This window comes from Mesorhizobium sp. L103C119B0 (assembly GCF_000502235.1).
In the GTDB taxonomy this organism is placed as follows: domain Bacteria; phylum Pseudomonadota; class Alphaproteobacteria; order Rhizobiales; family Rhizobiaceae; genus Mesorhizobium.
The window spans coordinates 148,843-168,578 of the sequence record NZ_AYXE01000003.1; the positions used below are offsets into that span (position 1 = coordinate 148,843).

General features: G+C 63.3%; 22 protein-coding genes. 7 read left to right on the forward strand and 15 right to left on the reverse strand.

Annotated elements, in window-relative coordinates:
* The first annotated feature begins 27 nt into the window (after positions 1-27).
* Both X728_RS160825 and X728_RS160820 read left to right on the forward strand, forming a co-directional pair.
* Positions 28-1,203, forward strand: a complete 1,176-nt coding sequence (locus X728_RS160825) for a CaiB/BaiF CoA-transferase family protein (RefSeq protein ID WP_023668227.1) — start codon at positions 28-30, stop codon at positions 1,201-1,203.
* A complete protein-coding gene (locus X728_RS160820; RefSeq protein ID WP_023714796.1) occupies positions 1,200-2,849 on the forward strand; it encodes a thiamine pyrophosphate-binding protein in 1,650 nt (549 codons plus the stop codon). The genes X728_RS160825 and X728_RS160820 overlap by 4 nt, the downstream gene beginning before the upstream one ends.
* Before the next feature lie 246 nt (positions 2,850-3,095).
* Here X728_RS160820 and X728_RS160815 read toward each other — a convergent pair whose 3' ends face one another.
* The gene (locus X728_RS160815) at positions 3,096-4,379 is read right to left on the reverse strand and encodes a cystathionine gamma-synthase family protein (RefSeq protein ID WP_023830784.1); all 1,284 of its coding nucleotides are present in this window, start codon (positions 4,377-4,379) and stop codon (positions 3,096-3,098) included.
* A 123-nt stretch (positions 4,380-4,502) separates the two neighbouring features.
* Between X728_RS160815 and X728_RS160810 the strand changes: the two genes are divergently transcribed.
* Entirely contained in the window at positions 4,503-4,961 is a 459-nt protein-coding gene (locus X728_RS160810) for an Lrp/AsnC family transcriptional regulator (protein WP_023668224.1), read from the forward strand.
* Between the two features lie 48 nt (positions 4,962-5,009).
* Here X728_RS160810 and X728_RS160805 read toward each other — a convergent pair whose 3' ends face one another.
* From X728_RS160805 to X728_RS160790, 5 genes are read right to left on the reverse strand one after another with little or no spacing between them, the layout of a single operon-like run.
* Positions 5,010-5,981 (reverse strand): ABC transporter substrate-binding protein, encoded by a 972-nt coding sequence (locus tag X728_RS160805; protein ID WP_023830785.1) that lies wholly within the window; start codon positions 5,979-5,981, stop codon positions 5,010-5,012.
* A 38-nt stretch (positions 5,982-6,019) separates the two neighbouring features.
* Positions 6,020-7,174 carry an ABC transporter permease gene (locus tag X728_RS160800; protein WP_023712052.1) on the reverse strand — a complete coding sequence of 385 codons (1,155 nt, stop codon included), beginning with the start codon at positions 7,172-7,174 and terminating at the stop codon, positions 6,020-6,022.
* Complete coding sequence (locus X728_RS160795; protein WP_023804954.1) at positions 7,171-8,049, reverse strand: ABC transporter permease; 879 nt, start codon at positions 8,047-8,049, stop codon at positions 7,171-7,173. The genes X728_RS160800 and X728_RS160795 overlap by 4 nt, the downstream gene beginning before the upstream one ends.
* Complete coding sequence (locus X728_RS01000000166325; RefSeq protein ID WP_023830786.1) at positions 8,050-8,586, reverse strand: endonuclease domain-containing protein; 537 nt, start codon at positions 8,584-8,586, stop codon at positions 8,050-8,052.
* Positions 8,576-9,367: an ABC transporter ATP-binding protein gene (locus X728_RS160790; protein ID WP_023830787.1), complete on the reverse strand. Its 792-nt coding sequence runs from the start codon at positions 9,365-9,367 to the stop codon at positions 8,576-8,578. The genes X728_RS01000000166325 and X728_RS160790 overlap by 11 nt, the downstream gene beginning before the upstream one ends.
* Positions 9,368-9,471: 104 nt before the next feature.
* Here X728_RS160790 and X728_RS160785 point away from each other — a divergent pair, with 104 nt between their 5' ends.
* On the forward strand, positions 9,472-9,882 hold the full coding sequence (locus X728_RS160785; protein ID WP_023830788.1) for a cupin domain-containing protein: 411 nt from the start codon (positions 9,472-9,474) through the stop codon (positions 9,880-9,882).
* 17 nt (positions 9,883-9,899) lie between these two features.
* On the opposite strand, the gene X728_RS160780 is transcribed toward X728_RS160785, so the two are convergent.
* The 5 genes from X728_RS160780 to X728_RS160760 all read right to left on the reverse strand — a co-directional run bounded on the left by X728_RS160780 (position 9,900) and on the right by X728_RS160760 (position 14,836).
* Positions 9,900-10,283: a hypothetical protein gene (locus tag X728_RS160780; RefSeq protein ID WP_031194883.1), complete on the reverse strand. Its 384-nt coding sequence runs from the start codon at positions 10,281-10,283 to the stop codon at positions 9,900-9,902.
* 16 nt (positions 10,284-10,299) lie between these two features.
* Positions 10,300-10,677, reverse strand: a complete 378-nt coding sequence (locus X728_RS160775; protein ID WP_023668216.1) for a hypothetical protein — start codon at positions 10,675-10,677, stop codon at positions 10,300-10,302.
* Positions 10,674-12,125, reverse strand: coding sequence for a dihydropyrimidinase (gene hydA / locus X728_RS160770; protein WP_023830789.1), 1,452 nt, complete (start codon positions 12,123-12,125; stop codon positions 10,674-10,676). Before hydA ends, X728_RS160775 begins: the two co-directional genes overlap by 4 nt.
* A gap of 62 nt (positions 12,126-12,187) precedes the next feature.
* The gene (locus X728_RS160765) at positions 12,188-13,438 is read right to left on the reverse strand and encodes a Zn-dependent hydrolase (protein WP_023830790.1); all 1,251 of its coding nucleotides are present in this window, start codon (positions 13,436-13,438) and stop codon (positions 12,188-12,190) included.
* A gap of 69 nt (positions 13,439-13,507) precedes the next feature.
* Positions 13,508-14,836, reverse strand: coding sequence for an aspartate aminotransferase family protein (locus X728_RS160760; protein ID WP_023830791.1), 1,329 nt, complete (start codon positions 14,834-14,836; stop codon positions 13,508-13,510).
* Between the two features lie 255 nt (positions 14,837-15,091).
* Here X728_RS160760 and X728_RS160755 point away from each other — a divergent pair, with 255 nt between their 5' ends.
* Positions 15,092-15,721: a TetR family transcriptional regulator C-terminal domain-containing protein gene (locus X728_RS160755; RefSeq protein ID WP_023668211.1), complete on the forward strand. Its 630-nt coding sequence runs from the start codon at positions 15,092-15,094 to the stop codon at positions 15,719-15,721.
* A 9-nt stretch (positions 15,722-15,730) separates the two neighbouring features.
* On the opposite strand, the gene X728_RS160750 is transcribed toward X728_RS160755, so the two are convergent.
* A complete protein-coding gene (locus X728_RS160750; protein ID WP_023697054.1) occupies positions 15,731-16,603 on the reverse strand; it encodes a helix-turn-helix transcriptional regulator in 873 nt (290 codons plus the stop codon).
* A 99-nt stretch (positions 16,604-16,702) separates the two neighbouring features.
* On the opposite strand from X728_RS160750, the gene X728_RS160745 reads away from it, so the two are divergent.
* Together X728_RS160745 and X728_RS160740 are read left to right on the forward strand one after the other, a co-directional pair.
* The gene (locus X728_RS160745; protein WP_023821794.1) at positions 16,703-17,542 is read left to right on the forward strand and encodes an SDR family oxidoreductase; all 840 of its coding nucleotides are present in this window, start codon (positions 16,703-16,705) and stop codon (positions 17,540-17,542) included.
* Positions 17,539-18,261, forward strand: coding sequence for an SDR family oxidoreductase (locus tag X728_RS160740; RefSeq protein WP_023830792.1), 723 nt, complete (start codon positions 17,539-17,541; stop codon positions 18,259-18,261). The genes X728_RS160745 and X728_RS160740 overlap by 4 nt, the downstream gene beginning before the upstream one ends.
* Before the next feature lie 2 nt (positions 18,262-18,263).
* Here X728_RS160740 and X728_RS160735 read toward each other — a convergent pair whose 3' ends face one another.
* From X728_RS160735 to X728_RS160725, 3 genes are all read right to left on the reverse strand, one after another.
* The gene (locus X728_RS160735) at positions 18,264-18,641 is read right to left on the reverse strand and encodes a DoxX family protein (protein ID WP_023804949.1); all 378 of its coding nucleotides are present in this window, start codon (positions 18,639-18,641) and stop codon (positions 18,264-18,266) included.
* Positions 18,642-18,717: 76 nt separating this feature from the next.
* Positions 18,718-19,176, reverse strand: a complete 459-nt coding sequence (locus X728_RS160730; protein WP_023690827.1) for a carboxymuconolactone decarboxylase family protein — start codon at positions 19,174-19,176, stop codon at positions 18,718-18,720.
* Positions 19,177-19,202: 26 nt separating this feature from the next.
* Positions 19,203-19,721, reverse strand: coding sequence for an Rrf2 family transcriptional regulator (locus tag X728_RS160725; protein ID WP_023690826.1), 519 nt, complete (start codon positions 19,719-19,721; stop codon positions 19,203-19,205).
* Positions 19,722-19,736 lie beyond the last annotated feature (15 nt).

Genomic DNA, 19,736 nt, shown 5'->3' on the forward strand with positions numbered 1-19,736 from the left:
GCGGTTCCGACCCGTTTTTGGTGATTTATGGCTGAACCTCCGCTGAAAGGCGTCCGCGTCGTCGAACTCGCCCGCATCCTGGCCGGCCCGTGGGCAGGACAATTGCTGGCCGATCTCGGCGCCGATGTAATCAAGGTCGAGAGCCCCGATGGCGGCGACGATACCCGCAAATGGGGTCCTCCCTTCGTCATGAGCCATGATGGCGAGAACCTGTCGGCCGCCTATTACCACTCCTGCAATCGCGGCAAGCGCTCCATCGCCGTCGATTTCTCGACGCCCGAAGGGGCCGAGACGGTGCGCCGGCTGGTTGCCACGGCCGACATTCTGATCGAGAACTTCAAGCTCGGCGGCCTCAAGAAATACGGGCTCGATTACGAGAGCCTGAAGGCGATCAATCCAAAGCTCGTCTACTGCTCGATCACCGGCTTCGGCCAGGATGGGCCTTACGCACCCCGCGCCGGCTATGATTTCATCATCCAGGCCATGGCCGGCATGATGTCGATCACCGGCGAGGTCGGGCGCGAGCCGCAAAAAGCCGGCGTCGCCATATCGGACATCTTCACCGGCCTCTATTCGGTGATCGCCATCCAGGCAGCGCTTCGCCATGCCGAAAAGACCGGCCAGGGACAGCATATCGACATGGCGCTGTTCGACACGCAGATTTCCGCACTCGGCAACCAGAACCTCAACTATCTCGTCTCCGGCAAGGCGCCGGTGCAGATGGGCAATGCGCATATGAACATTGCGCCCTATGAGGTTGTCCCGGTCAGGGACGGCCATATCATCCTGGCGGTCGGCAATGACGGCCAGTTCGCCAAATTCTGCGCCGCCGTCGGACTCGACCATCTCTCAGCGAATCCCGATTTCGCCACCAATCCGGCCCGCGTCGCCAACCGGGTGAAATTGCGCGAGCACATGATCGAGACGCTGAAGAACTGGGACCGAGACCCGTTGCTGGCCAAGCTCGAAGCGGCAAGCGTGCCGGCGAGCCCGATCAACAATATCGGCCAGATGTTTGCCGACCCGCAGACGATCGCACGCGGCATGCGCCTCGACCTCGACGATGGCCATGGCAATCGTCTGCCCTCGGTGCGCGCGCCGATGGTGATGTCCGGCACACCGCTGGTCTATGAACGCCCTTCGCCACGCCTTGGCGAACATACCGAAGAAATTCTTGCCGAACTGGAGAAGTCTGGACGATGAAGACCGGTGGACAACTGATTGTCGACGCACTCGAGGCGAACGGCACCGACCGCATCTTCTGCGTGCCCGGCGAATCCTATCTCGCGGTGCTCGACGCATTGCATGACTCGCCCATCCGCACCATTGTCTGCCGACAGGAAGGCGGCGCCGCCATGATGGCCGACTGCCAGGGGCGGCTGACCGGCCAGCCCGGCATCTGCTTCGTCACCCGCGGCCCCGGCGCCACCAATGCGTCGGCCGGCATTCACATTGCCATGCAGGATTCGATACCCGTCATCCTGTTCATCGGCCAGGTCGCCAGCCACGCCAAGGAGCGCGAGGCTTTCCAGGAGGTCAACTACAAGCGCTTCTTCGGCGACATCGCCAAATGGGTGGTGGAGATCGACGATGCCGCGCGCATCCCCGAACTCGTCACCCGCGCCTTTGCTGTCGCGACATCGGGCCGCCCCGGCCCCGTCGTCGTCTCGCTGCCGGAGGACATGCTGACCAGTCTTGTCGACGCGCCCGCGGCCTTGCCGCACACGCCGGTCGAAACCCGGCCCGGCGAAGCCGAACTCGATGCTTTGGAAAAGCTTCTGGCCAAAGCCAAGCGTCCCTTCGTCATCCTCGGCGGCACACGCTGGGACGAGGAAGCGGTGGCACGTATGCGCACCATTGCCGAGGCCTGGTCGCTGCCGGTCGGCTGCTCCTTCCGCCGCCAGATGCTGTTCGACCATCTGCACCCGAACTATGCCGGCGATGTCGGCATCGGCATCAACCCGAAGCTGGCCACCGCCATCAAGCAGGCCGACCTGGTGCTGCTGATCGGCGGCCGCATGGGCGAGATGCCGTCCTCCGACTATACGTTGCTGAAGAGCCCTTACCCCGACCAGACGCTGGTCCATGTCCATGCCGATGCCGGCGAACTCGGCCGCGTCTACCGGCCGACCCTGGCGATCAACGCTTCGCCTTCGGCCTTCGTCGAGGCTTTTGCCAAGCGCAAGCCAACCTCCACGCCAGCCTGGGCGGATGAGACAGCGAAAGCACACGCTGCCTACCTCGACTGGTCGACGCCGCCTGAGACCGGCCCCGGCCCGGTCCAGATGGGGCCGATCATGAACTATCTGGAAAAGATTTTGCCCGATGACGCCATTTTCACCAACGGCGCCGGCAATTACGCCACCTGGGTGCACCGCTTCCACCGCTTCCGCCGCTTCGCCACCCAAGGCGCGCCGACCTCCGGTTCGATGGGTTACGGCACCCCGGCTGCGGTCGCCGCCAAGGCGCTCCATCCCGACCGCACCGTGATCGCCTTTGCCGGCGACGGCTGCTTCCTGATGAACGGACAGGAATTCGCTACCGCCGTGCAATACGACCTGCCGATCATCGTTATCGTCGTGAACAACGGCATCTACGGCACCATCCGCATGCACCAGGAGCGCGACTATCCCGGCCGTGTCGTCGCCACCGATCTGAAGAACCCTGACTTTGCCGCTCTTGCCCGCGCCTATGGCGGCCACGGCGAGACGGTCGAGAACACGGCAGATTTTGCCCCTGCCTTCGAGCGTGCCCGCGCCAGCGGCAAGCCGGCGATCGTCGAAATCAGGCTCGACCCCGAGGCGATCACGCCGACGCGGACGATGACGCAGATCCGCGACAAGAGCTGAGAAGTTAGCAGCGAAAGCCGAGTTCCGTCACACCCCCCTCTGTCCTGCCGGACATCTCCCCCTCAAGGGGGGAGATTGGATGTCATGTCGCCCTTCGCCAATCTGCAGCGTTGCAGACAGGGCGCTATGGTCAGAGCTGCTGATCTCCCCCCTTGAGGGGGAGATGTCCGGCAGGACAGAGGGGGGTGCTGTCCCGCCGACGCTGCCAAGACGATCGCCCCTTTCCTGATATCTACAAGCGAGCTATCAGACCGCTGCCAGCGCCTGCGTCAGGTCGGCGATAAGATCGTCCGGATGCTCGACGCCGATCGACAGCCTGACCGTGGTCTCCAGCACGCCAATGCGCTGGCGCACGTCGAAGGGAATGCCGGAGTGCGTCATCGCCGCCGGGTGGCTGGCGAGTGACTCCGTGCCGCCGAGGCTCACCGCCAGCTTGAATATTTGCAGCCCGTTGAGAAATGCGAAGGCCGCCTTCTCTCCGCCTTTGATATCGAAAGAAAATGTCGACCCGGCGCCGCTGCATTGCGCATTGTAGGCCCGTCCCGCTGCCGTATCCTCGCCCAGGAACGGCAGGTAATGCACCTTCTCGACCTTGGCGTGATCGCGCAGGAATTCGGCCACGAGCCGCGCATTGTCGTTGGCGCGCTCCATGCGGATGGACAGCGTCTCCAGCGAGCGGCCGAGCATCCAGCAGGAATGCGGGTCGAGTTGCGTGCCGATGGCGCCGCGCAGCGCCTTGATCGGCTTGGTCACCGCCTTGCTGCCCATCGCCGCACCGGCGATCAGGTCGGAATGGCCGCCGACATATTTGGTCAGCGAATAGACGGAGACATCCGCGCCATGTTCGATCGGTCGCTGGAACACCGGGCCGAGCAGCGTGTTGTCGCAGACGATGATCGGCGTTGATCCTTGGCTTGCGCCGATCTCGTCGGCAAACTTCCGGATCAGTGCGATGTCGACCAGGCTGTTGGTCGGATTCGACGGCGTTTCGATGAGAATGACCGAGACACGCCCCTTCGCCACCGCTGCATCAGCAGCGGCCCGCACCGCCTTGTCGTCGACGCCGTCGGCGAAGCCGACAGCGCCGATGCCGAAGCCGGACAGCGTGCGCGTCAAAAGCGTCTCGGTGCCGCCGTAAAGCGGCTGCGAATGCAGGATGACATCGCCCGGCCGGGCATAGGCGAGCAGCGTCGTGGCGATCGCCGACATGCCCGACGAGAACAGGATGCAGGCGTCCGTTCCCTCATAGACCGCCAGCCGGTCCTCGACGATCTCCGAGTTGGGATGATTGAAGCGCGAATAGACCAGGCCGGACGCCGTGCCGCTCGGCGGCTCCTTGCGGCCGGATGTGTAGTCGAAGAAGTCGCGTCCCTCCTCCGCCGATTTGAACACGAAGGTCGAGGTCAGGAACACCGGCGGCTTGACGGCGCCTTCCGACAGTTGCGGATCGAAGCCATAGCTCAACATCAACGTTTCCGGATGGAGCTTGTGGTTGCCGATGTGGGTTTTCGACGGGCGCGGCGCGGTCATGGCTTTTCCTGCGTTCTGGAGGAGTCTCGTCCAGCAATTTATGCGATCCCGGTCCACCAGTCCTTGCTATTTTCAGCCTCGCATGGCTGCATTCCGGCAACAAATTGCCGAGCGAGAGCAAAAGTGCAACAGAAGATAGCCGACGATTTCGACCGCAAGATCCTGCGCGAGCTGCAGGCCGACGCCCGCATCACCAACAATGAGCTGGCGGAGCGCATCGGCCTGTCGCCGTCGCCATGTTTGAGGAGGGTACGCCGGCTGGAGGAGGCCGGCATCATCAGGGGCTATACCACGCTGGTCGACCCGGCCGCCTTCGGGTGGAACATGGTCGCCATCGCCACCGTCCGGCTCAGCCGCCAGAACGAGGACGAGATCGTCATGTTCGAGGACGCCATCCGCGGGTGGGAAGAGGTGCTGGAATGCCACCTCGTCACCGGGGCGCGCGACTATGTGCTGAAGGTGGTGACCGGCAGCCTCGAACAGTACGAGCGCTTCATCAAGGAAAAGATCGCGCGGCTGAAATGCGTCGCTTCGATCGAGACCAGCTTCGTCATGAACACCATAAAGGAACGGCGCCTCTGACATTTGGTCAAAGGCGCCGCTCTCGAGGTCGAAATTGCCTGGCCAGGCTTATTTGATCGCCTTGTCGGTGATGGCCGTGGTGTAGGCGCCGGTCGGCGCCTTGGTGATGATCTTCTGGTCGAGCAGCGCCTTGGCGGTGCGCTCGTAGGTCGCCGGGTCGAGCTTGCCGTCGGCATTGTCGATCAGCTTGGCGACTTCGCTCATCATCCGCTTCTGGTGGTTTTCGTCCTGGCCACCGCCGTCCATGACAATGCCCGCGGCCTCGTCATTGTTGTCGATGGCATATTTCCAGCCCTTCATCGAGGCGCGCACGAAACGCACCATCTTGTCTTCGAAAGCCGGATCCTTGAGCTTGTCTTCCGAGGCATAGAGCCCGTCCTCAAGCAGGTCGTTGCCCATCGCCGAGTAGTTGAACACGGTGAGCTGGTCCGGCTTGTAGCCGGCATCGATCAGCTGCCAGTACTCGTTGTAGGTCATGACCGAAATGCAATCCGCCTGCTTCTGGATCAGCGGCTGCACGTCGAAGCTCTGCTTCAAAACCGTGACGCCATCCGGGCCGCCTTCGGTCTTCAGGCCGAGCTTGTTCATCCAGGCGTAGAAAGGATATTCGTTGCCGAAGAACCAGACGCCGAGCGTGTGACCCTTGAAATCGGCTTCGGTCTTGATCGGGCCGTCCTTCGGGCAGACCAGCTCCATGCCGGCCTTCTTGAACGGCTGGGCGATGTTGACCAGCGGCACGCCCTTTTCGCGCGCGGCGAGTGCCCCGCCCATCCAGTCGACGATGACGTCGGCGCCACCGCCGGCGATCACCTGCTCGGGTGCGATATCGGGACCGCCCGGCTTGATGTCGACGTCGAGGCCTTCGGCTTCATAAAAACCCTTGGCCTTGGCGACATAGTAGCCGGCAAACTGCGCCTGCGTGACCCATTTCAGCTGCAACGTCACCTTGTCGGCGGCCATTGTCTGGAACGCGGCCAGCGACATCGCGCCGGCCAGCATCGGAATGATCAGTCTTTTCATGTTTTTACCCTCTGAAGTTAACACCCGAACCCACCGCCCTATCCACCACGGACAGAGGGATGCCAAAACGTGACGGCTCTCTCGACGAGAGCGACCACGCCATAAAAGACCGAACCCGCCAGTGCTGCAACTGCGATTTCGGCCCAGACCATGTCGATGTTCATCCGCCCGACCTCGGTCGAGATGCGAAAGCCCATGCCGACCACAGGCGTGCCGAAGAACTCGGCGACGATGGCGCCGATCAGCGCCAGCGTCGAGTTGATCTTGAGCGCGTTGAAGATGAAGGGCGCTGCCGCCGGCAGTCTGAGCTTCAAGAGTGTTGGCCAGTAGCCCGACGCATACGTGCGCATCAAATCGCGCTCCATATGGCCGGAGGCGGCAAGACCGGCAACCGTGTTCACCAGCATTGGGAAGAAGGTCATGATGATGACGACCGCGGCCTTGGACGGCCAGTCGAAGCCGAACCACATCACCATGATCGGCGCCACACCGATGATCGGCAGCGCCGAGACCATATTGCCGATCGGCAGCAGACCGCGGCGCAGGAACGGCACCCGGTCCGCGGCGATGGCCACCAGGAAGCCGGCGCCGCTCCCGACGATGTAGCCGAAGATCACCGCCTTGAAGATGGTCTGCCTGATATCGGCGCCGAGCACCGGCAGGGAACTGGCGATGCGCACACCGATGGCGCTCGGCGGCGGCAAAAGGATGAAGGGAATGCCGGCGCCACGCGTCACCGCTTCCCATATGATCAGGATCCAGGCGCCGAAGATCGCCGGGATGATGAGGCGCAGCGCCATCCGCGCCCCTTTTGCCATAGGCCGAAGCCCCGACAGCACCGCCACGCAGCGCCAGGCCAGCAGCCAGGCAGCCGCGAGCAGCAGGAAATAAGGCGCCATTGCCGTGCCTTCGAACCCTGTAATGCCCGAGATCAGCATCCAGGCGACAAGGTGAGCGCCGATAAACAGCACCGCAGCCTCGGCTACCGCCGAAATTCTGATCATCGAGATCAGCCCCGCCAGCACGGCCAGGCCGATCATCGGGGTCTTTATACCGAAATAGGGGTAGTCGAAACTTGCCGTCGGGTCTGCAAGGGTGGCCGCTTCCGGCTTCGACATCGCGCCGAGCGCGACGGCGACGAGGCACAGCGCAATGGCCAGCACGGCTTGCCAGGAGGGCTTCAGCCAGTTCATGCCGGCCTCCCGCCCATCGCGCGGTCAACGAGGCGCCCGGCTATGCCGACCACCATGACCAGAAGGGCCGCCACCACCGAGCCCGCCACAAGGGCGGACCAGATGTCGATGGACTGGCTGTAATAGGCGCCTGCCAAAAGCTTGGCGCCGATGCCGGCGACAGCACCGGTCGGCAGTTCGCCGACAATGGCGCCGACCAGGCTCGCCGCCACCGCCACCTTCATCGAGGTGAACAGGAACGGCACCGAGGCCGGCACCCGCAGCTTCCAGAAGGTCTGCGAGACACTGGCATTGTAGGTGTGCATCAGGTCGAGATGCATGAGTTCGGGCGAGCGCAGGCCCTTCACCATGCCCACCGTCACCGGGAAGAACGACAGGTAGGTCGAGATCATCGCCTTTGGGATCAGACCGCTGATGCCGATCGCCCCCAGCACGACGATGATCATCGGCGCCACCGCCAGAATGGGGATCGTCTGCGAGGCGATGATCCACGGCATCAGGCTGCGGTCGAGCGTCGCCACATGCACGATGCCGACCGCGATGACGATGCCGAGCGCCGTGCCGAAGGCAAAGCCGAGCAACGTCGACGACAGGGTCACCCAGGCATTGTAGACGAGGCTGCGGCTCGATGTGATGGGCCGCAGGAAGGTGTTCTCGAAGAAGTTCACCGCCACCTGATGCGGCGCCGGCAGCGTCGGCTTGGGCTGCGACAGCGTCTTGCCGATGAATTCGACTGTGCCGTGGGTTTCCCCGGCGCGCCGGTCGAGGTCGCGCTGGAACGGCGCGTTGAGGACGACGGCGAAGACATACCAGAGCACCACCACGCCCAGGAGGATGGAGGTCACGGGGATGAGTTTTTCGCGGAAGGTGTCCATCTAGCGCGCCTCGCCAGCGGGGCGCCCTCCTCTCCCCAACGGGGAGAGGAGGGCCGGAGCGAAGCGGAGGTCGGGTGAGGGGGTAGAAATCTTTCCGTCGAGACAAGCCAAGATCGTATCCAGGACCGCTCGGCGCTCAGCCAAAACTTCGTGATTCCAGAAGCGCAGAACCGAATAACCTTGTCCGTTCAGCCAGGCTGTCCTGGCGGGATCGGTCAGTGAATCCGCGTGTTGGCTGCCATCAAGCTCGACAATCAGCCCCTGCTCGCGGCAGACGAAGTCCGCGATGAAAGGTCCGAGCGGCACTTGCCGCACAAATTTGTAGCCGTTGAGATGACGTCCTCTCAATTCCCCCCAAAGCCGGTATTCAGCTTCGGTCTCGTCAAACCGCAGCTTTCGGGCGCGAGCGGTTGCCCCGACATTTCTCTTGGTCGGATCCGTCGGCGCCGCCCCCTCACCCGACCTCCGCTTCGCTCCGGCCACCCTCTCCCCGTTGGGGAGAGGAGCCAGCCGGTCGTTCGCCCCCTCAATCATCATAGCTGTGCCCTGCCCTCAAGCCATCGCGTACCCTGGCCGCGATCGCCAAAAATTCCGGCGTCTCGCGGATGTCCAGTGGCCGCTCCTTTGGCAGCGTCGATTCGATGATGTCGGTAACCCGACCTGGGCGCGGCGACATGACGACGATGCGCGTTGACAGATACACCGCCTCGGGGATGGAATGGGTGACGAAGCAGATCGTCTTGTTGGTGCGCGCCCACAATTCCAGAAGCTGTTCATTGAGATGGTCGCGCACGATCTCGTCCAGCGCGCCGAAGGGCTCGTCCATCAGCAACAGGTCGGCGTCGAAGGCGAGCGCGCGGGCGATCGAAGCGCGCTGCTGCATGCCGCCGGAAAGCTGCCAGGGGTATTTCTTCTCGAAGCCGGAGAGGTTGACGAGCTCCATCGTGCGCTTGATGCGCTCGGCCTGCTCCGCTCTCGAAAGGCCGATGATCTCCAGCGGCAGCGCCACGTTACGCTCGATCGTGCGCCACGGGAAAAGGGCTGCCGCCTGGAAGACGTAGCCATAAGCGCGTTTCTCGCGCGCCTGTTCCGGCGTCATGCCGTTGACCGAGATCGTGCCCGATGTCGGTTTTTCCAGATCGGCGATGACGCGCAGCAAGGTGGTCTTGCCGCAGCCCGATGGGCCGATGAAGGAGACGAACTCGCCCTTGCCGATGGTCAGGTCGGCATTGGAGAGCGCCTCTACCGGACCGTCATTGGTCTGAAAGGTAAGGCCAAGTCTGCTTGCCGAGACGACGGCTGGCGATTGTCCCGTCATCGCTTGCTGCCTGCCTCTCGCAGCCGCCCAGGATGAAATGCCGTTGCATTCGCGTTGATGTTGCTTTCCACTCGTCCAATCCCACCCAATCGACGCCCGGAGCCTTGCCGATGTCGCCCAAACCCACTTGTCACCTTATCCGTCCTGAAAGCACTTATGAAGGCAAGCAGGGATTGACCTATTTTGCCGGCATTGCAGCCGAGACGGTCGGCTCGTCCGGCATCTGCATGCATCTGCTCACCCTGCCGCCTGGCGCCCGCGCCAAGGCGCATCTGCATGAACGCCATGAGACGGCGATCTATGTGCTCTCGGGCGAGGTCCACACATGGTATGGCGACAGGCTCGAGAACCACATCGTCGTCAAGGCCGGCGACCTCTTCTACATCCCGGCCGGCGTACCGCATCTGCCGGCCAACCTGAGCAACGCCCCGTCCTCGGCCGTCATCGCCCGCACCGATCCCAATGAACAGGAAAGCGTCGTCCTGTTGCCGGAACTGGATGCGCTGGTGGCCTGACGCTGACGGGACTGCCGTCATTTGCACCGCGCCACTTCGCCCATGACATTGCCGTCGTCGTCGGCGACCGTCAGCTTCTTGGCGTTCTTGGCGCTGCGCTTGATGGTGAATTTGGTCGGCTCCTGTCCTTCTTCGCCTTCCGCCTCGCATGTTGCCGTCACCACCAGCGACCCATCAGCCTGCGCCTGCTTGTCCGTGAAGGTGCAGGCGCTGGCGGCGGTGACCAATGCCTCGTCGGTCAAAAGCAGCATCCGATCGGCGGCGACTTCCTGGCCGTTGCGGTTGATGCAGCCATATTTGTCCCCATAGGGTTTCGTCAGGTCGATGCCTGCCGCAAGGGCCTGACCCGCAGCCAGAACGACTACCATCGCAACAGACGGCCCCAAACCGCGCGCGCTCATTCCCCCAGCTCCAACGTCACGAACACGGTTGCAACGGCCCCATTTCTTCAAGACCGGGAATGGTCACGAAGAACCCACCCTCGCCCTTGTTGGTGACCACAACGGTTTCAGCCGTCGTCCCCGCCTCGCCTTCGGCGGAACAGGTCGCATCAAGCGATTGCGTGCCCGGCGCCCACGTCAATTGCTGCGCGAACCGGCAGCCGCTGCCATAGGTCTCGATGCCTTCGGCGGTCAGCACGATATAATCGTCCCGGCCCTGAAAACCGGCCTTTGCAAAGACACAGCCGGCATCGTTGCCCCAGGAGCCGGCCAGCCTCTCGGCCCCTGTTGCCGGACCAGCGACCACCATCGCCACGACCAGTGAAATGAGCGCCCCCGGGCTCCGCAACGTCAAACGCCTGTCGCCGGAATGCCGGTGCGTTCCACCTTGCGCGGCGCGGTAATGTCCTTCCAGGTCGACAGAGCCCGGTTGACCGCCGCGTTCGGCTCGCGGGCGACGAATTCGCCATGGCCGGGCTTGGCCTTGACATCCGCTTCCTCGACCGACAATTCGCCGCGCGAAAAGACGAAGCGCGGCAGGCCGGTCACCTCAAGACCTTCGAAGACGTTGTAGTCGATCACCGATTGCTGCTTCTTCGAGGTGATGGTCTTCTTGGCGCTGGGGTCCCACACCACGATGTCGGCGTCCGCGCCTTCGACGATGGCGCCCTTCCTAGGATACATGTTGAGGATCTTGGCGATGTTGGTCGAAGTCACCGCGACGAACTCGTTCATCGTCAGCCGCCCGGTGTTGACGCCCGTCGTCCACAGCACGGGCAAGCGGTCTTCAAGCCCGCCGGTGCCGTTCGGGATCTTGGTGAAATCGCCGACGCCATTGCGCTTCTGCTTGGTGGTGAAGGCGCAGTGGTCGGTCGCCACCACCTGCAGCGATCCCGCCTGCAGGCCGGCCCACAGCGAATCCTGGTGCAGCTTGTTGCGGAAGGGCGGGCTCATGACGCGGCGCGCCGCATGGTCCCAATCCTTATCGAAATACTCGCTTTCATCCAGCGTCAGATGCTGGATCAGCGGCTCGCCGAAAACCCGCATGCCCTTCTGGCGGGCGCGGCGGATGGCTTCGTGGCTCTGCTCGCAGGACACATGCACGACATAGAGCGGCACGCCGGCCATGTCGGCGATCATGATGGCGCGGTTGGTCGCCTCGCCTTCCACTTCCGGCGGCCGCGAATAGGCGTGTCCCTCGGGGCCATTATTGCCGGCGGCGAGCAGCTTTTGCGACAGCGCCGCAACCACGTCGCCATTCTCGGCATGAACGAGCGGCAGCGCGCCGAGATCGGCGCAGCGCTGGAACGACGCGTACATCTCGTCGTCGTCCACCATCAGCGCGCCCTTGTAGGCCATGAAATGCTTGAACGAGGTAATGCCTCTGTCGACGACGGTGGCCATCTCGTCGAACACCTGCTTGCCCCACCAGGTGATCGCCATGTGGAAGGAGTAGTCGCAGGCAGCCTTCGAGGTCTTGTTGTCCCACATCTGCAACGCTTCCAGCAGCGATTGCTGCGGCGCCGGCAGGCAGAAATCGACCACCATCGTGGTGCCACCGGAAAGGGCCGCACGCGTCCCGGACTCGAAATCGTCGGCCGAATAGGTGCCCATGAACGGCATTTCGAGATGGGTGTGCGGATCGATGCCGCCCGGCATGACGTAACAGCCGCTGGCGTCGAACTCATGGTCGCCATGCAGGTTCGAGCCAATGGCGACGATCTTGCCGTGCTGCATCAGCACATCGGCCTTCCAGGTGCGGTCGGCGGTGACGATGGTGCCGTTTCGGATGACTTTGGTCATTGTCGTGTTCCCTTGTTCTCTTCGCGCTTCTTGTGAGCGTCGTTTTGAATACAGATCTTAGTTCACGCCACGATCCCCGCTGTCTCTACCACCGCATGGAACAGCACGTCGGCGCCGGCGCCGGCCCATTCCTTGGTGATTTCCTCAGCCTCGTTGTGTGACAACCCGTCAACGCAGGGGCACATCACCATGGCAGTCGGCGCAACGCGGTTGATCCAGCAGGCGTCGTGGCCGGCGCCCGAGACGATGTTGCGGTGGGAATAGCCGAGCCGATCGGCGGCGTCGCGGATCGCCTTGACGCAGCCGGCATCGAAGGTGACCGGATCGAAAGCGCCGACCTGCTCGACCTTGTACTGGATGTCGAGCGCCTCACAGATCGTGTCGATGCCTTCGCGTATGCGCCCATCCATCGCGTCCAGCACTTCCTTCTCGGGCGAACGGATGTCGATGGTGAAGACGGTGCGCCCGGCGATGATGTTGCGCGAGTTCGGAAACACCTCCATGTGGCCGACCGCGCCGACGGCGTCGGGCTGGTAGTCCATGGCGATCTCATGCACCAGCTCGACCACGCGCGCCATGCCTAGACCGGCATTACGGCGCTTGGGCATCGGCGTCGAGCCGGTATGCGCCTCCTTGCCGGTCAGCGTTACCTGCAGCCATTTCAGGCCCTGGCCGTGGGTGACGACGCCAATGTCGATGCCTTCGTCCTCGAGGATCGGCCCCTGCTCGATATGCAGTTCGAAGAAGGCGTGGATCTTGCGGTCGCCGACCTTCTCGGTTCCCTTCCAGCCAATGCGCTCCAGCTCCTCGCCGAACTTTTTCCCCTGTTTATCGGTGTGCTGATACACGTCCGCCTGCTCGAGCACACCGGCGAACACGCCGGACGCCATCATCGCCGGGGCAAAGCGCGAGCCTTCCTCATTGGTCCAGTTGGTAACGACGATCGGATGCCTGGTCTGGATGCCGAGATCGTTAAGTGAGCGGATGATCTCCAGCCCGCCGAGCACGCCGAGCACGCCGTCATACTTGCCGCCGGTCGGCTGCGTGTCGAGATGGCTGCCGACATAAACCGGCGGCAGGCTGGGATCAGCACCTTCCCGCCGGGCAAACATGGTGCCCATCTCGTCCAGGCCCATTTCGAGCCCGGCCGCCTCGCACCAGCGCTTGAACAGATGCCGTCCCTCGCCGTCCTCGTCGGTCACGGTCTGGCGATTGTTGCCGCCCGCAATACCGGGGCCGATCTTCGCCATCTCCATGATGGAATCCCACAAACGGTCTGAATTGATTCGCAGATTCTCGCCTGGGGCGGCCATTCAAAGTCCTCTCATTTCATATAACCAACCGGGCGGCGGTTCCCGCCGCCGCCCGACTGGCTGGATAGATTAGTCGATCGCCCTCAGCACTTCTCTGACATGGTCGATCAATTCGTTGATCTGGCCCTTGGTGATGATCAGTGGCGGCGACAGCGCGATGATGTCGCCGGTGGTGCGGATCAGCGCGCCGCGCTCGAACGCCTTTACGAAGGCCGAGAAGGCCCGCTTGGTCGGGCTGCCTGCGATCGGCGCCAGTTCGATCGCGCCGATCAGGCCGATGTTCCTGATGTCGATGACATGCGGCTCGCCCTTCAGCGAATGCAGCGCATCTTCCCAGTACGGCGCCAGTTCCTCGCCGCGGGTGAGCAGGCCCTCTTCCTTGTAGGTGTCGAGCGTGCCGAGTGCCGCGGCGCACGCAATCGGATTGCCCGAATAGGTGTAGCCGTGGAAGAACTCGATCATGTGCTCGGGGCCGCTCATGAAGGCGTCGTGGATTTCCTTCTTCACGAACACCGCGCCCATCGGGATGACGCCGTTGGAGACGCCCTTGGCGGTGGTCATGATGTCGGGCGTGACGCCGAAATAATCCGCTGCGAACGGCGCGCCGAGACGGCCGAAACCGGTGATGACCTCGTCGAAGATCAGCAAAATGCCGTGCTTGGTGCAGATCTCCCGCAGTTTCTGCAGATAGCCCTTCGGCGGCAGGATGACGCCGGTGGAGCCGGCGACCGGTTCGACGATGACGGCGGCGATGGTCGAGGCGTCATGCAGGGCAACGATGCGCTCCAACTCGTTGGCGAGTTCCGCGCCATATTCCGGCACGCCCTTGGAGAAGGCGTTCTTTTCCGGCAGATGCGTGTGCGGCATGTGGTCGACGCCGCCGAGCAGCGTGCCGAACATCTTGCGGTTGGTGACGATGCCGCCGACCGAGATGCCGCCGAAATTGACGCCGTGATAGCCGCGTTCGCGGCCGATCAGGCGGGTGCGCGCGCCCTCGCCCTTCACACGGTGATAGGCGATCGCCATCTTCAGCGCCGTTTCGACCGATTCCGAACCGGAATTGGTGAAGAAGACATGGTCCATGCCCTTGGGCGCGAGATCGACCAGGCGGTTTGCCAGTTCGAACACGATCGGGTGGCCCATCTGGAAGGCCGGCGCATAGTCGAGTTCGGCCGCCTGGTGCTGGATCGCCTCGGTGATCTTGGGACGGCAATGGCCGGCATTGACGCACCAGAGGCCGGCGGTGCCATCGAGCACCTTGCGGCCGTCGCTGGTGGTGTAGTGCATGTCCTTGGCGGACACGAACATGCGCGGCGCCTGTTTGAACTGCCGGTTTGCCGTGAACGGCATCCAGAATGCGCTGAGATCGTTCGGCGTGACTTTCAGCCGGTTGGACATGACCAAGACTTCCCCTTGTAACCTGTTTCGGTGCGGCTAACGCTTGGTCTTTCCAAAGCTTGGTCTTTGCTGCGTTTTCATGCTACGCAAATTTTTGACCGATTGGACAAACGTTAGCACCGCCCTGTCGGCGGTCAAGGGATTACTAGCGGAAATGCGGCCTGCGAAGTGCGCTCCACGGGTAAGAGAAAAACTGGTCCAGAGAATTGGTCCAGATGAACCCTGCGGCCAAGGCTTGCAGGGGTGAGCGGCGCCATGGAAGGCTCAGCCCCTCGCCGCACCCGCATCCAGCAGGAAAAGCGCGAACTGATCCTGGAGGCAGCCCTCGAAGTCTTCTCCGCCAACGGCTTTCGCGGTTCGACCATCGACCAGATCGCCGAGGCCGCCGGGATGTCGAAGCCGAACCTGCTCTACTATTTCCGCCGCAAGGAAGACATCCACGAAACGCTGATGGAGCGGCTGCTGGCGACGTGGCTGGCGCCGCTACGTGAACTCGACGACATCGGCGACCCCCTGACCGAGCTCAGGAGCTACATCCGGCGCAAGCTCGAAATGGCGCGTGATTTTCCCAGGGAAAGCCGGCTGTTCGCCAACGAGATCCTGCAAGGCGCGCCGCGCATCATGCCGCTGCTGGCGGGTGAGCTGAAAACGCTGGTCGACGAGAAGGCCAACGTCATCAAGGGCTGGATGCGCGCAGGAAAAATCGCCCGCACCGATCCCTGGCACCTGATCTTTTCGATCTGGGCGACGACGCAGCACTATGCCGATTTCGATGTCCAGGTCCGCGCGGTGCTTGGGCCCGATCGCGGCGGCGACGGCCGCTTCGAGGATGCGGCGCGGTTTCTGGAGCAGTTGTTCATTGATGGGCTGAAGCCGAAGGGCTGACCTTGGGCGTCAGGCGCTGCGGCGCTCCGCCGGCATCGCCTCAAGCAAATTCTGCAGCTTCTCGATCGAATTCTGTTCGGCCAGCGGCGTGTAGACGATCAGCTTCATGTCCGAGCCGTCGTCGATCGACAGGCTCATATGCTCGAACGTCATGGCGCCGGCGCTCGGATGTCGGACATGTTTCACCCCCGACAATCGGCGTGCCACGTCGCGTTGCGGCCACCAGTCGCGAAACTCCGGACTTGAGCGCGTCATAAGCACGATCAGCCGCTCGAAATCCGCATCGCCCACATAGCGGGCGCTTTCCGCCCGGAACGAGGCCAGCACGGTGCGCGCCAATTGCTCCCAGTCAACCAGCAGGCGCCGGTGATGCGGATTGGTGAACACCATGTGGACGATGTTGCGGGCGTCGCCCTCTAGCAGGCCATAATCACCGAACACCGCTACCGCAGCCGGATTCCAGGCCAGCACATCCCAGCGCCGCCCGACGACATAGGCCGGCTGCAGCACCAGGCTCTCCAGCATATGCATTAGCGGGCCATCGACCTTTTCCGGCGCAGCCACGCGGTTCTCCGGTTGCTGGCGGCCTGCCAGGATGAACAGATGCCGCCTTTCAACGGCGTCGAGGCGCAGCGCTTCGCTGAGCGCCGCTAGCACCTCCACCGAGGGTCTGACCTCGCGCCCCTGCTCTAGCCATGTGTACCAGGTGGTGCCGACGCCGGCGATCATCGCCACTTCCTCGCGACGCAAGCCTGGCGTGCGTCTCCGCAGGCCGGTCGCGATGCCGGTGGCGGACGGCGTCAATCTTTCGCGGCGCGAGCGCAGGAAGGCGCCAAGCTCGCGCCGGCGGCTGTCTTCAGCGGAGTGCGTGGGGGCATCCATGAGAGCTATTATAGCAGTATTGATACCAGGATAAAGTTTGAACTGTTTGGGCTGGGTCAGGCGCCCCATCTTCCATCCAGAGAGATGGAGGCTCTGAATATGGATCTGAAAGACAAGACAATCCTCATCACCGGTTCGACCGACGGCGTCGGCCGTGTCGTCGCGCAAAGGCTGGGCGCCGGCGGCGCGCGCGTGCTGGTGCATGGCCGTGACGCGGCTCGCGGCAAGGCAACCGTCGCAGAAATCGAATCCGCCGGCGGCAAAGCCGAGTTCCTCGCCGCCGACCTCGCCTCGCTAGCCGAGATCCGCCGCCTTGCCGAGGCCGTACGCGCAAAAACCGACCGGCTCGACATCCTCATCAACAATGCCGGCATCGGCACGGCCGGCGCCAAGCGACAGCTCAGCGCCGACGGCTTCGAACTGCGCCTTGCGGTCAACTATCTCGCCGGTTTCCTGCTGACCTCGGAACTGCTGCCGCTGCTCAAGGCGAGTTCGCCGGCGCGCATCATCAACGTCGCTTCGGCCGGCCAGCAGGCGATCGATTTCGGCGATGTCATGCTGACACGTTCCTATGACGGCGTGCGCGCCTATTGCCAGAGCAAGCTGGCGCAGATCCTGTTCACCATCGACCTGGCCGGAGAGTTGAAAGGCAGCGGCGTCACCGTCAACGCTCTGCATCCGGCGAGCTACATGAACACCACCATGGTCCGCCAGGCCGGCGTGACGCCATGGAGCTCGGTCGAAACCGGCGCCGACGCCATTCTCAACCTCGCGACATCGCCCGCGCTGGAGGGCCGCAGCGGCCTCTATTTCGACGGCCAAAGGGAGGCCCGCGCCGACGCACAAGCCTATGACGCCAAGGCCAGACAGCAATTGCGAACCCTGAGCCTCGACTTCGTCGGCCAGGCTTCCCCAAAATCGAAGGAACAGCATTCATGACCGGCAAGATCGAACACACGGTCGTCATCGGCGGCTCATCCGGCATCGGCCTGGCGACGGCGCGAAAACTGCTTGGCCCGGGCATGAAGGTGACCATCACCGGACGAAACCAGGACAAGCTCACCAGCGCTTGGAAGAGCCTCGGCGGCACCGCCGAGAAAGCTGCCTTCGATGCTTCGAAGCCGGACGAAGTCCGCCAGTTCTTTGGGGAACTCGGACCGTTCGATCACCTCGTGCTGGCTGCCAGCGGCGGCAAGGGACTTGGGCCGTTCGAAACCCTCGACCTCTCAGACATCGCCGGCGGCGTCGACGAGAAAGTCCGGCCGCAGCTGTCCTGTTTGCAGACAGCCTTGCCGACGCTCAACAGATCGGGATCGGTCACTTTCATCTCGGCGGTGTCGGCACAATTGTCGGTGCCCGGCGTGGCCGGCATCGCCGCCGTCAACGGCATGCTGTTGACGGTGGTGCCGATCCTGGCGGTCGAACTGAAGCCTCTGCGCGTCAACGTCGTGGCGCCCGGCGTCATCGACACGCCATGGTGGGATTTTCTGGCCGAAGACCAGCGGCAGGCGGTGTTCAGCGAATATGCCGGCAAAACCCCGGTGGGCAGGATCGGCCGCGCCGAAGACGTCGCCGGCGCAATCGCCTTTCTCGTCTCCAACGGCTTCATGACCGGCCAGGTGCTGACCTGCGATGGCGGTTTGCGCTTCGCGGCGTGACCTTACAGCGACTGTGCGATCAGCGTGAGAAAGCCTCCGGCGAGGGCGACGTTGCCGACGAAGCCGTTGATGCGCGAGGCCCGGTCCGGGCCCTGATGGTCCCAGAAATTGTGGAACATCGGCGTCGCGACAATGAGAAACAGCACCAGCACAGCACTGGCGATCGCGGTCCACAGGCCGGCCATCACCAGCGCCCCGGCAACGGTTTGCAGGACGATGCCGGCCCACAACGCCAATCTCGCCTGCGGCACGCCGCGCGCGGCCATCAGCCCGGTCAGGAACGCCTCGTTCTGAACATTGCGCAGGCCGGCGAAAACGAAGGCGCCGCCGAGCAACAGGCGGCCGAGAAACAAAAAGGTCGAAGGCAAATCGACAGGCATGAAATCTTCCCCGTACTTAAGCATGAAACAGGTGGAGCGCCGCCCTTTCCACGGCGCTCCATGACTAACCGGACGGTCAGGCTGCTTTGGCAGCCGGCATCGGGTGAATGGCGTGGAACGGGATGCAGAGCCGGTTCCAGGTGTTGATCATGCCGATCGCGACCGACAGCTTGACCAGTTCCTCTTCCGAGAAGTGCTCTAGCGTGCGGGCATAGAGTTCGTCCGAAACGCCATTGTTGGCGATCAGGGTCGTTGCCTCGGTCCAAGCAAGCGCCGCGCGTTCGCGCTCGGAAAACAGCGGCGATTCCTGCCAGGCCGAAACCAGATAGAGCCGTGTCTCGGTTTCGCCATCGCGCCTCGCCTCGCGGCTATGCATCTCGACGCAGTAGGAGCAGCCATTGATCTGCGAGGCGCGGAGCTTGATCAAATGCAGCAGGCTCACTTCAAGCCCGCATTCGTCGACCGCCTTGTTGAGCGCTGACACCGCCTTCATGATTTCCGGCGCCTTGGCAAAGAATTGCAGTCTCTGTTTCATCGTCTTTCCTTTCTGTCTGGCGGGGGTTAACTCTGCTTGGCTGCAGCGGGTTTCTGCGGCCGCTGATGGCGCGCGACAAAGGCACAGCTGGCGGCAAACGATCGCGGATCGCCTTCGGCCTTGTAGTCAGCCAGGATGTCGGACAACCGGGTTTCCGCGAGGGCCGCGCGATAGGCGCGCTCGGCCTTCAGCATCGCGGCATTGATGCCGCACGGCTTCACATAGGCCGAAGCATCGATCTTGACCGGGCCGCGCTGGCGGATCTCGCCGCAGCGGAAGGCCGGCTCGCGACCCTCGACCGCAAGCACGATATCGAGCAGCGTGATGCGCTCGGCCGGACGCGCCAGCCGGTAGCCGCCCGCCGGTCCCGGCACCGATTCCAGGATGCGCGCAGCAGTCAGCTGGTTCAGATGTTTCAGCAGATAGCTCGGCGACAGGCCGAAGGACTCTGCCAAAGCAGCACCCGGCATCGTGCTGTTGCCCTCCACGCTGGCCAGTGTGGCCGCGCAATGGATGGCCGCTTCTACACCCTCGCCCAGCTTCACGATGTTGCGCTCCTA

What these genes read in the sequence shown, in the direction of transcription:
- X728_RS160765 (WP_023830790.1), bottom strand. Translation starts at nt 13,438, where the DNA reads ATGGCCGCCCCAGGCGAGAATCTGCGAATCAATTCAGACCGTTTGTGG.
- X728_RS160825 (WP_023668227.1), top strand. Translation starts at nt 28, where the DNA reads ATGGCTGAACCTCCGCTGAAAGGCGTCCGCGTCGTCGAACTCGCCCGC.
- X728_RS01000000166325 (WP_023830786.1), bottom strand. Translation starts at nt 8,586, where the DNA reads ATGATGATTGAGGGGGCGAACGACCGGCTGGCTCCTCTCCCCAACGGG.
- X728_RS160805 (WP_023830785.1), bottom strand. Translation starts at nt 5,981, where the DNA reads ATGAAAAGACTGATCATTCCGATGCTGGCCGGCGCGATGTCGCTGGCC.
- X728_RS160815 (WP_023830784.1), bottom strand. Translation starts at nt 4,379, where the DNA reads ATGACCGCGCCGCGCCCGTCGAAAACCCACATCGGCAACCACAAGCTC.
- X728_RS160795 (WP_023804954.1), bottom strand. Translation starts at nt 8,049, where the DNA reads ATGGACACCTTCCGCGAAAAACTCATCCCCGTGACCTCCATCCTCCTG.
- hydA (WP_023830789.1), bottom strand. Translation starts at nt 12,125, where the DNA reads ATGACCAAAGTCATCCGAAACGGCACCATCGTCACCGCCGACCGCACC.
- X728_RS160745 (WP_023821794.1), top strand. Translation starts at nt 16,703, where the DNA reads ATGGATCTGAAAGACAAGACAATCCTCATCACCGGTTCGACCGACGGC.
- X728_RS160790 (WP_023830787.1), bottom strand. Translation starts at nt 9,367, where the DNA reads ATGACGGGACAATCGCCAGCCGTCGTCTCGGCAAGCAGACTTGGCCTT.
- X728_RS160820 (WP_023714796.1), top strand. Translation starts at nt 1,200, where the DNA reads ATGAAGACCGGTGGACAACTGATTGTCGACGCACTCGAGGCGAACGGC.
- X728_RS160800 (WP_023712052.1), bottom strand. Translation starts at nt 7,174, where the DNA reads ATGAACTGGCTGAAGCCCTCCTGGCAAGCCGTGCTGGCCATTGCGCTG.
- X728_RS160735 (WP_023804949.1), bottom strand. Translation starts at nt 18,641, where the DNA reads ATGCCTGTCGATTTGCCTTCGACCTTTTTGTTTCTCGGCCGCCTGTTG.
- X728_RS160780 (WP_031194883.1), bottom strand. Translation starts at nt 10,283, where the DNA reads ATGAGCGCGCGCGGTTTGGGGCCGTCTGTTGCGATGGTAGTCGTTCTG.
- X728_RS160730 (WP_023690827.1), bottom strand. Translation starts at nt 19,176, where the DNA reads ATGAAACAGAGACTGCAATTCTTTGCCAAGGCGCCGGAAATCATGAAG.
- X728_RS160750 (WP_023697054.1), bottom strand. Translation starts at nt 16,603, where the DNA reads ATGGATGCCCCCACGCACTCCGCTGAAGACAGCCGCCGGCGCGAGCTT.
- X728_RS160755 (WP_023668211.1), top strand. Translation starts at nt 15,092, where the DNA reads ATGGAAGGCTCAGCCCCTCGCCGCACCCGCATCCAGCAGGAAAAGCGC.
- X728_RS160740 (WP_023830792.1), top strand. Translation starts at nt 17,539, where the DNA reads ATGACCGGCAAGATCGAACACACGGTCGTCATCGGCGGCTCATCCGGC.
- X728_RS160760 (WP_023830791.1), bottom strand. Translation starts at nt 14,836, where the DNA reads ATGTCCAACCGGCTGAAAGTCACGCCGAACGATCTCAGCGCATTCTGG.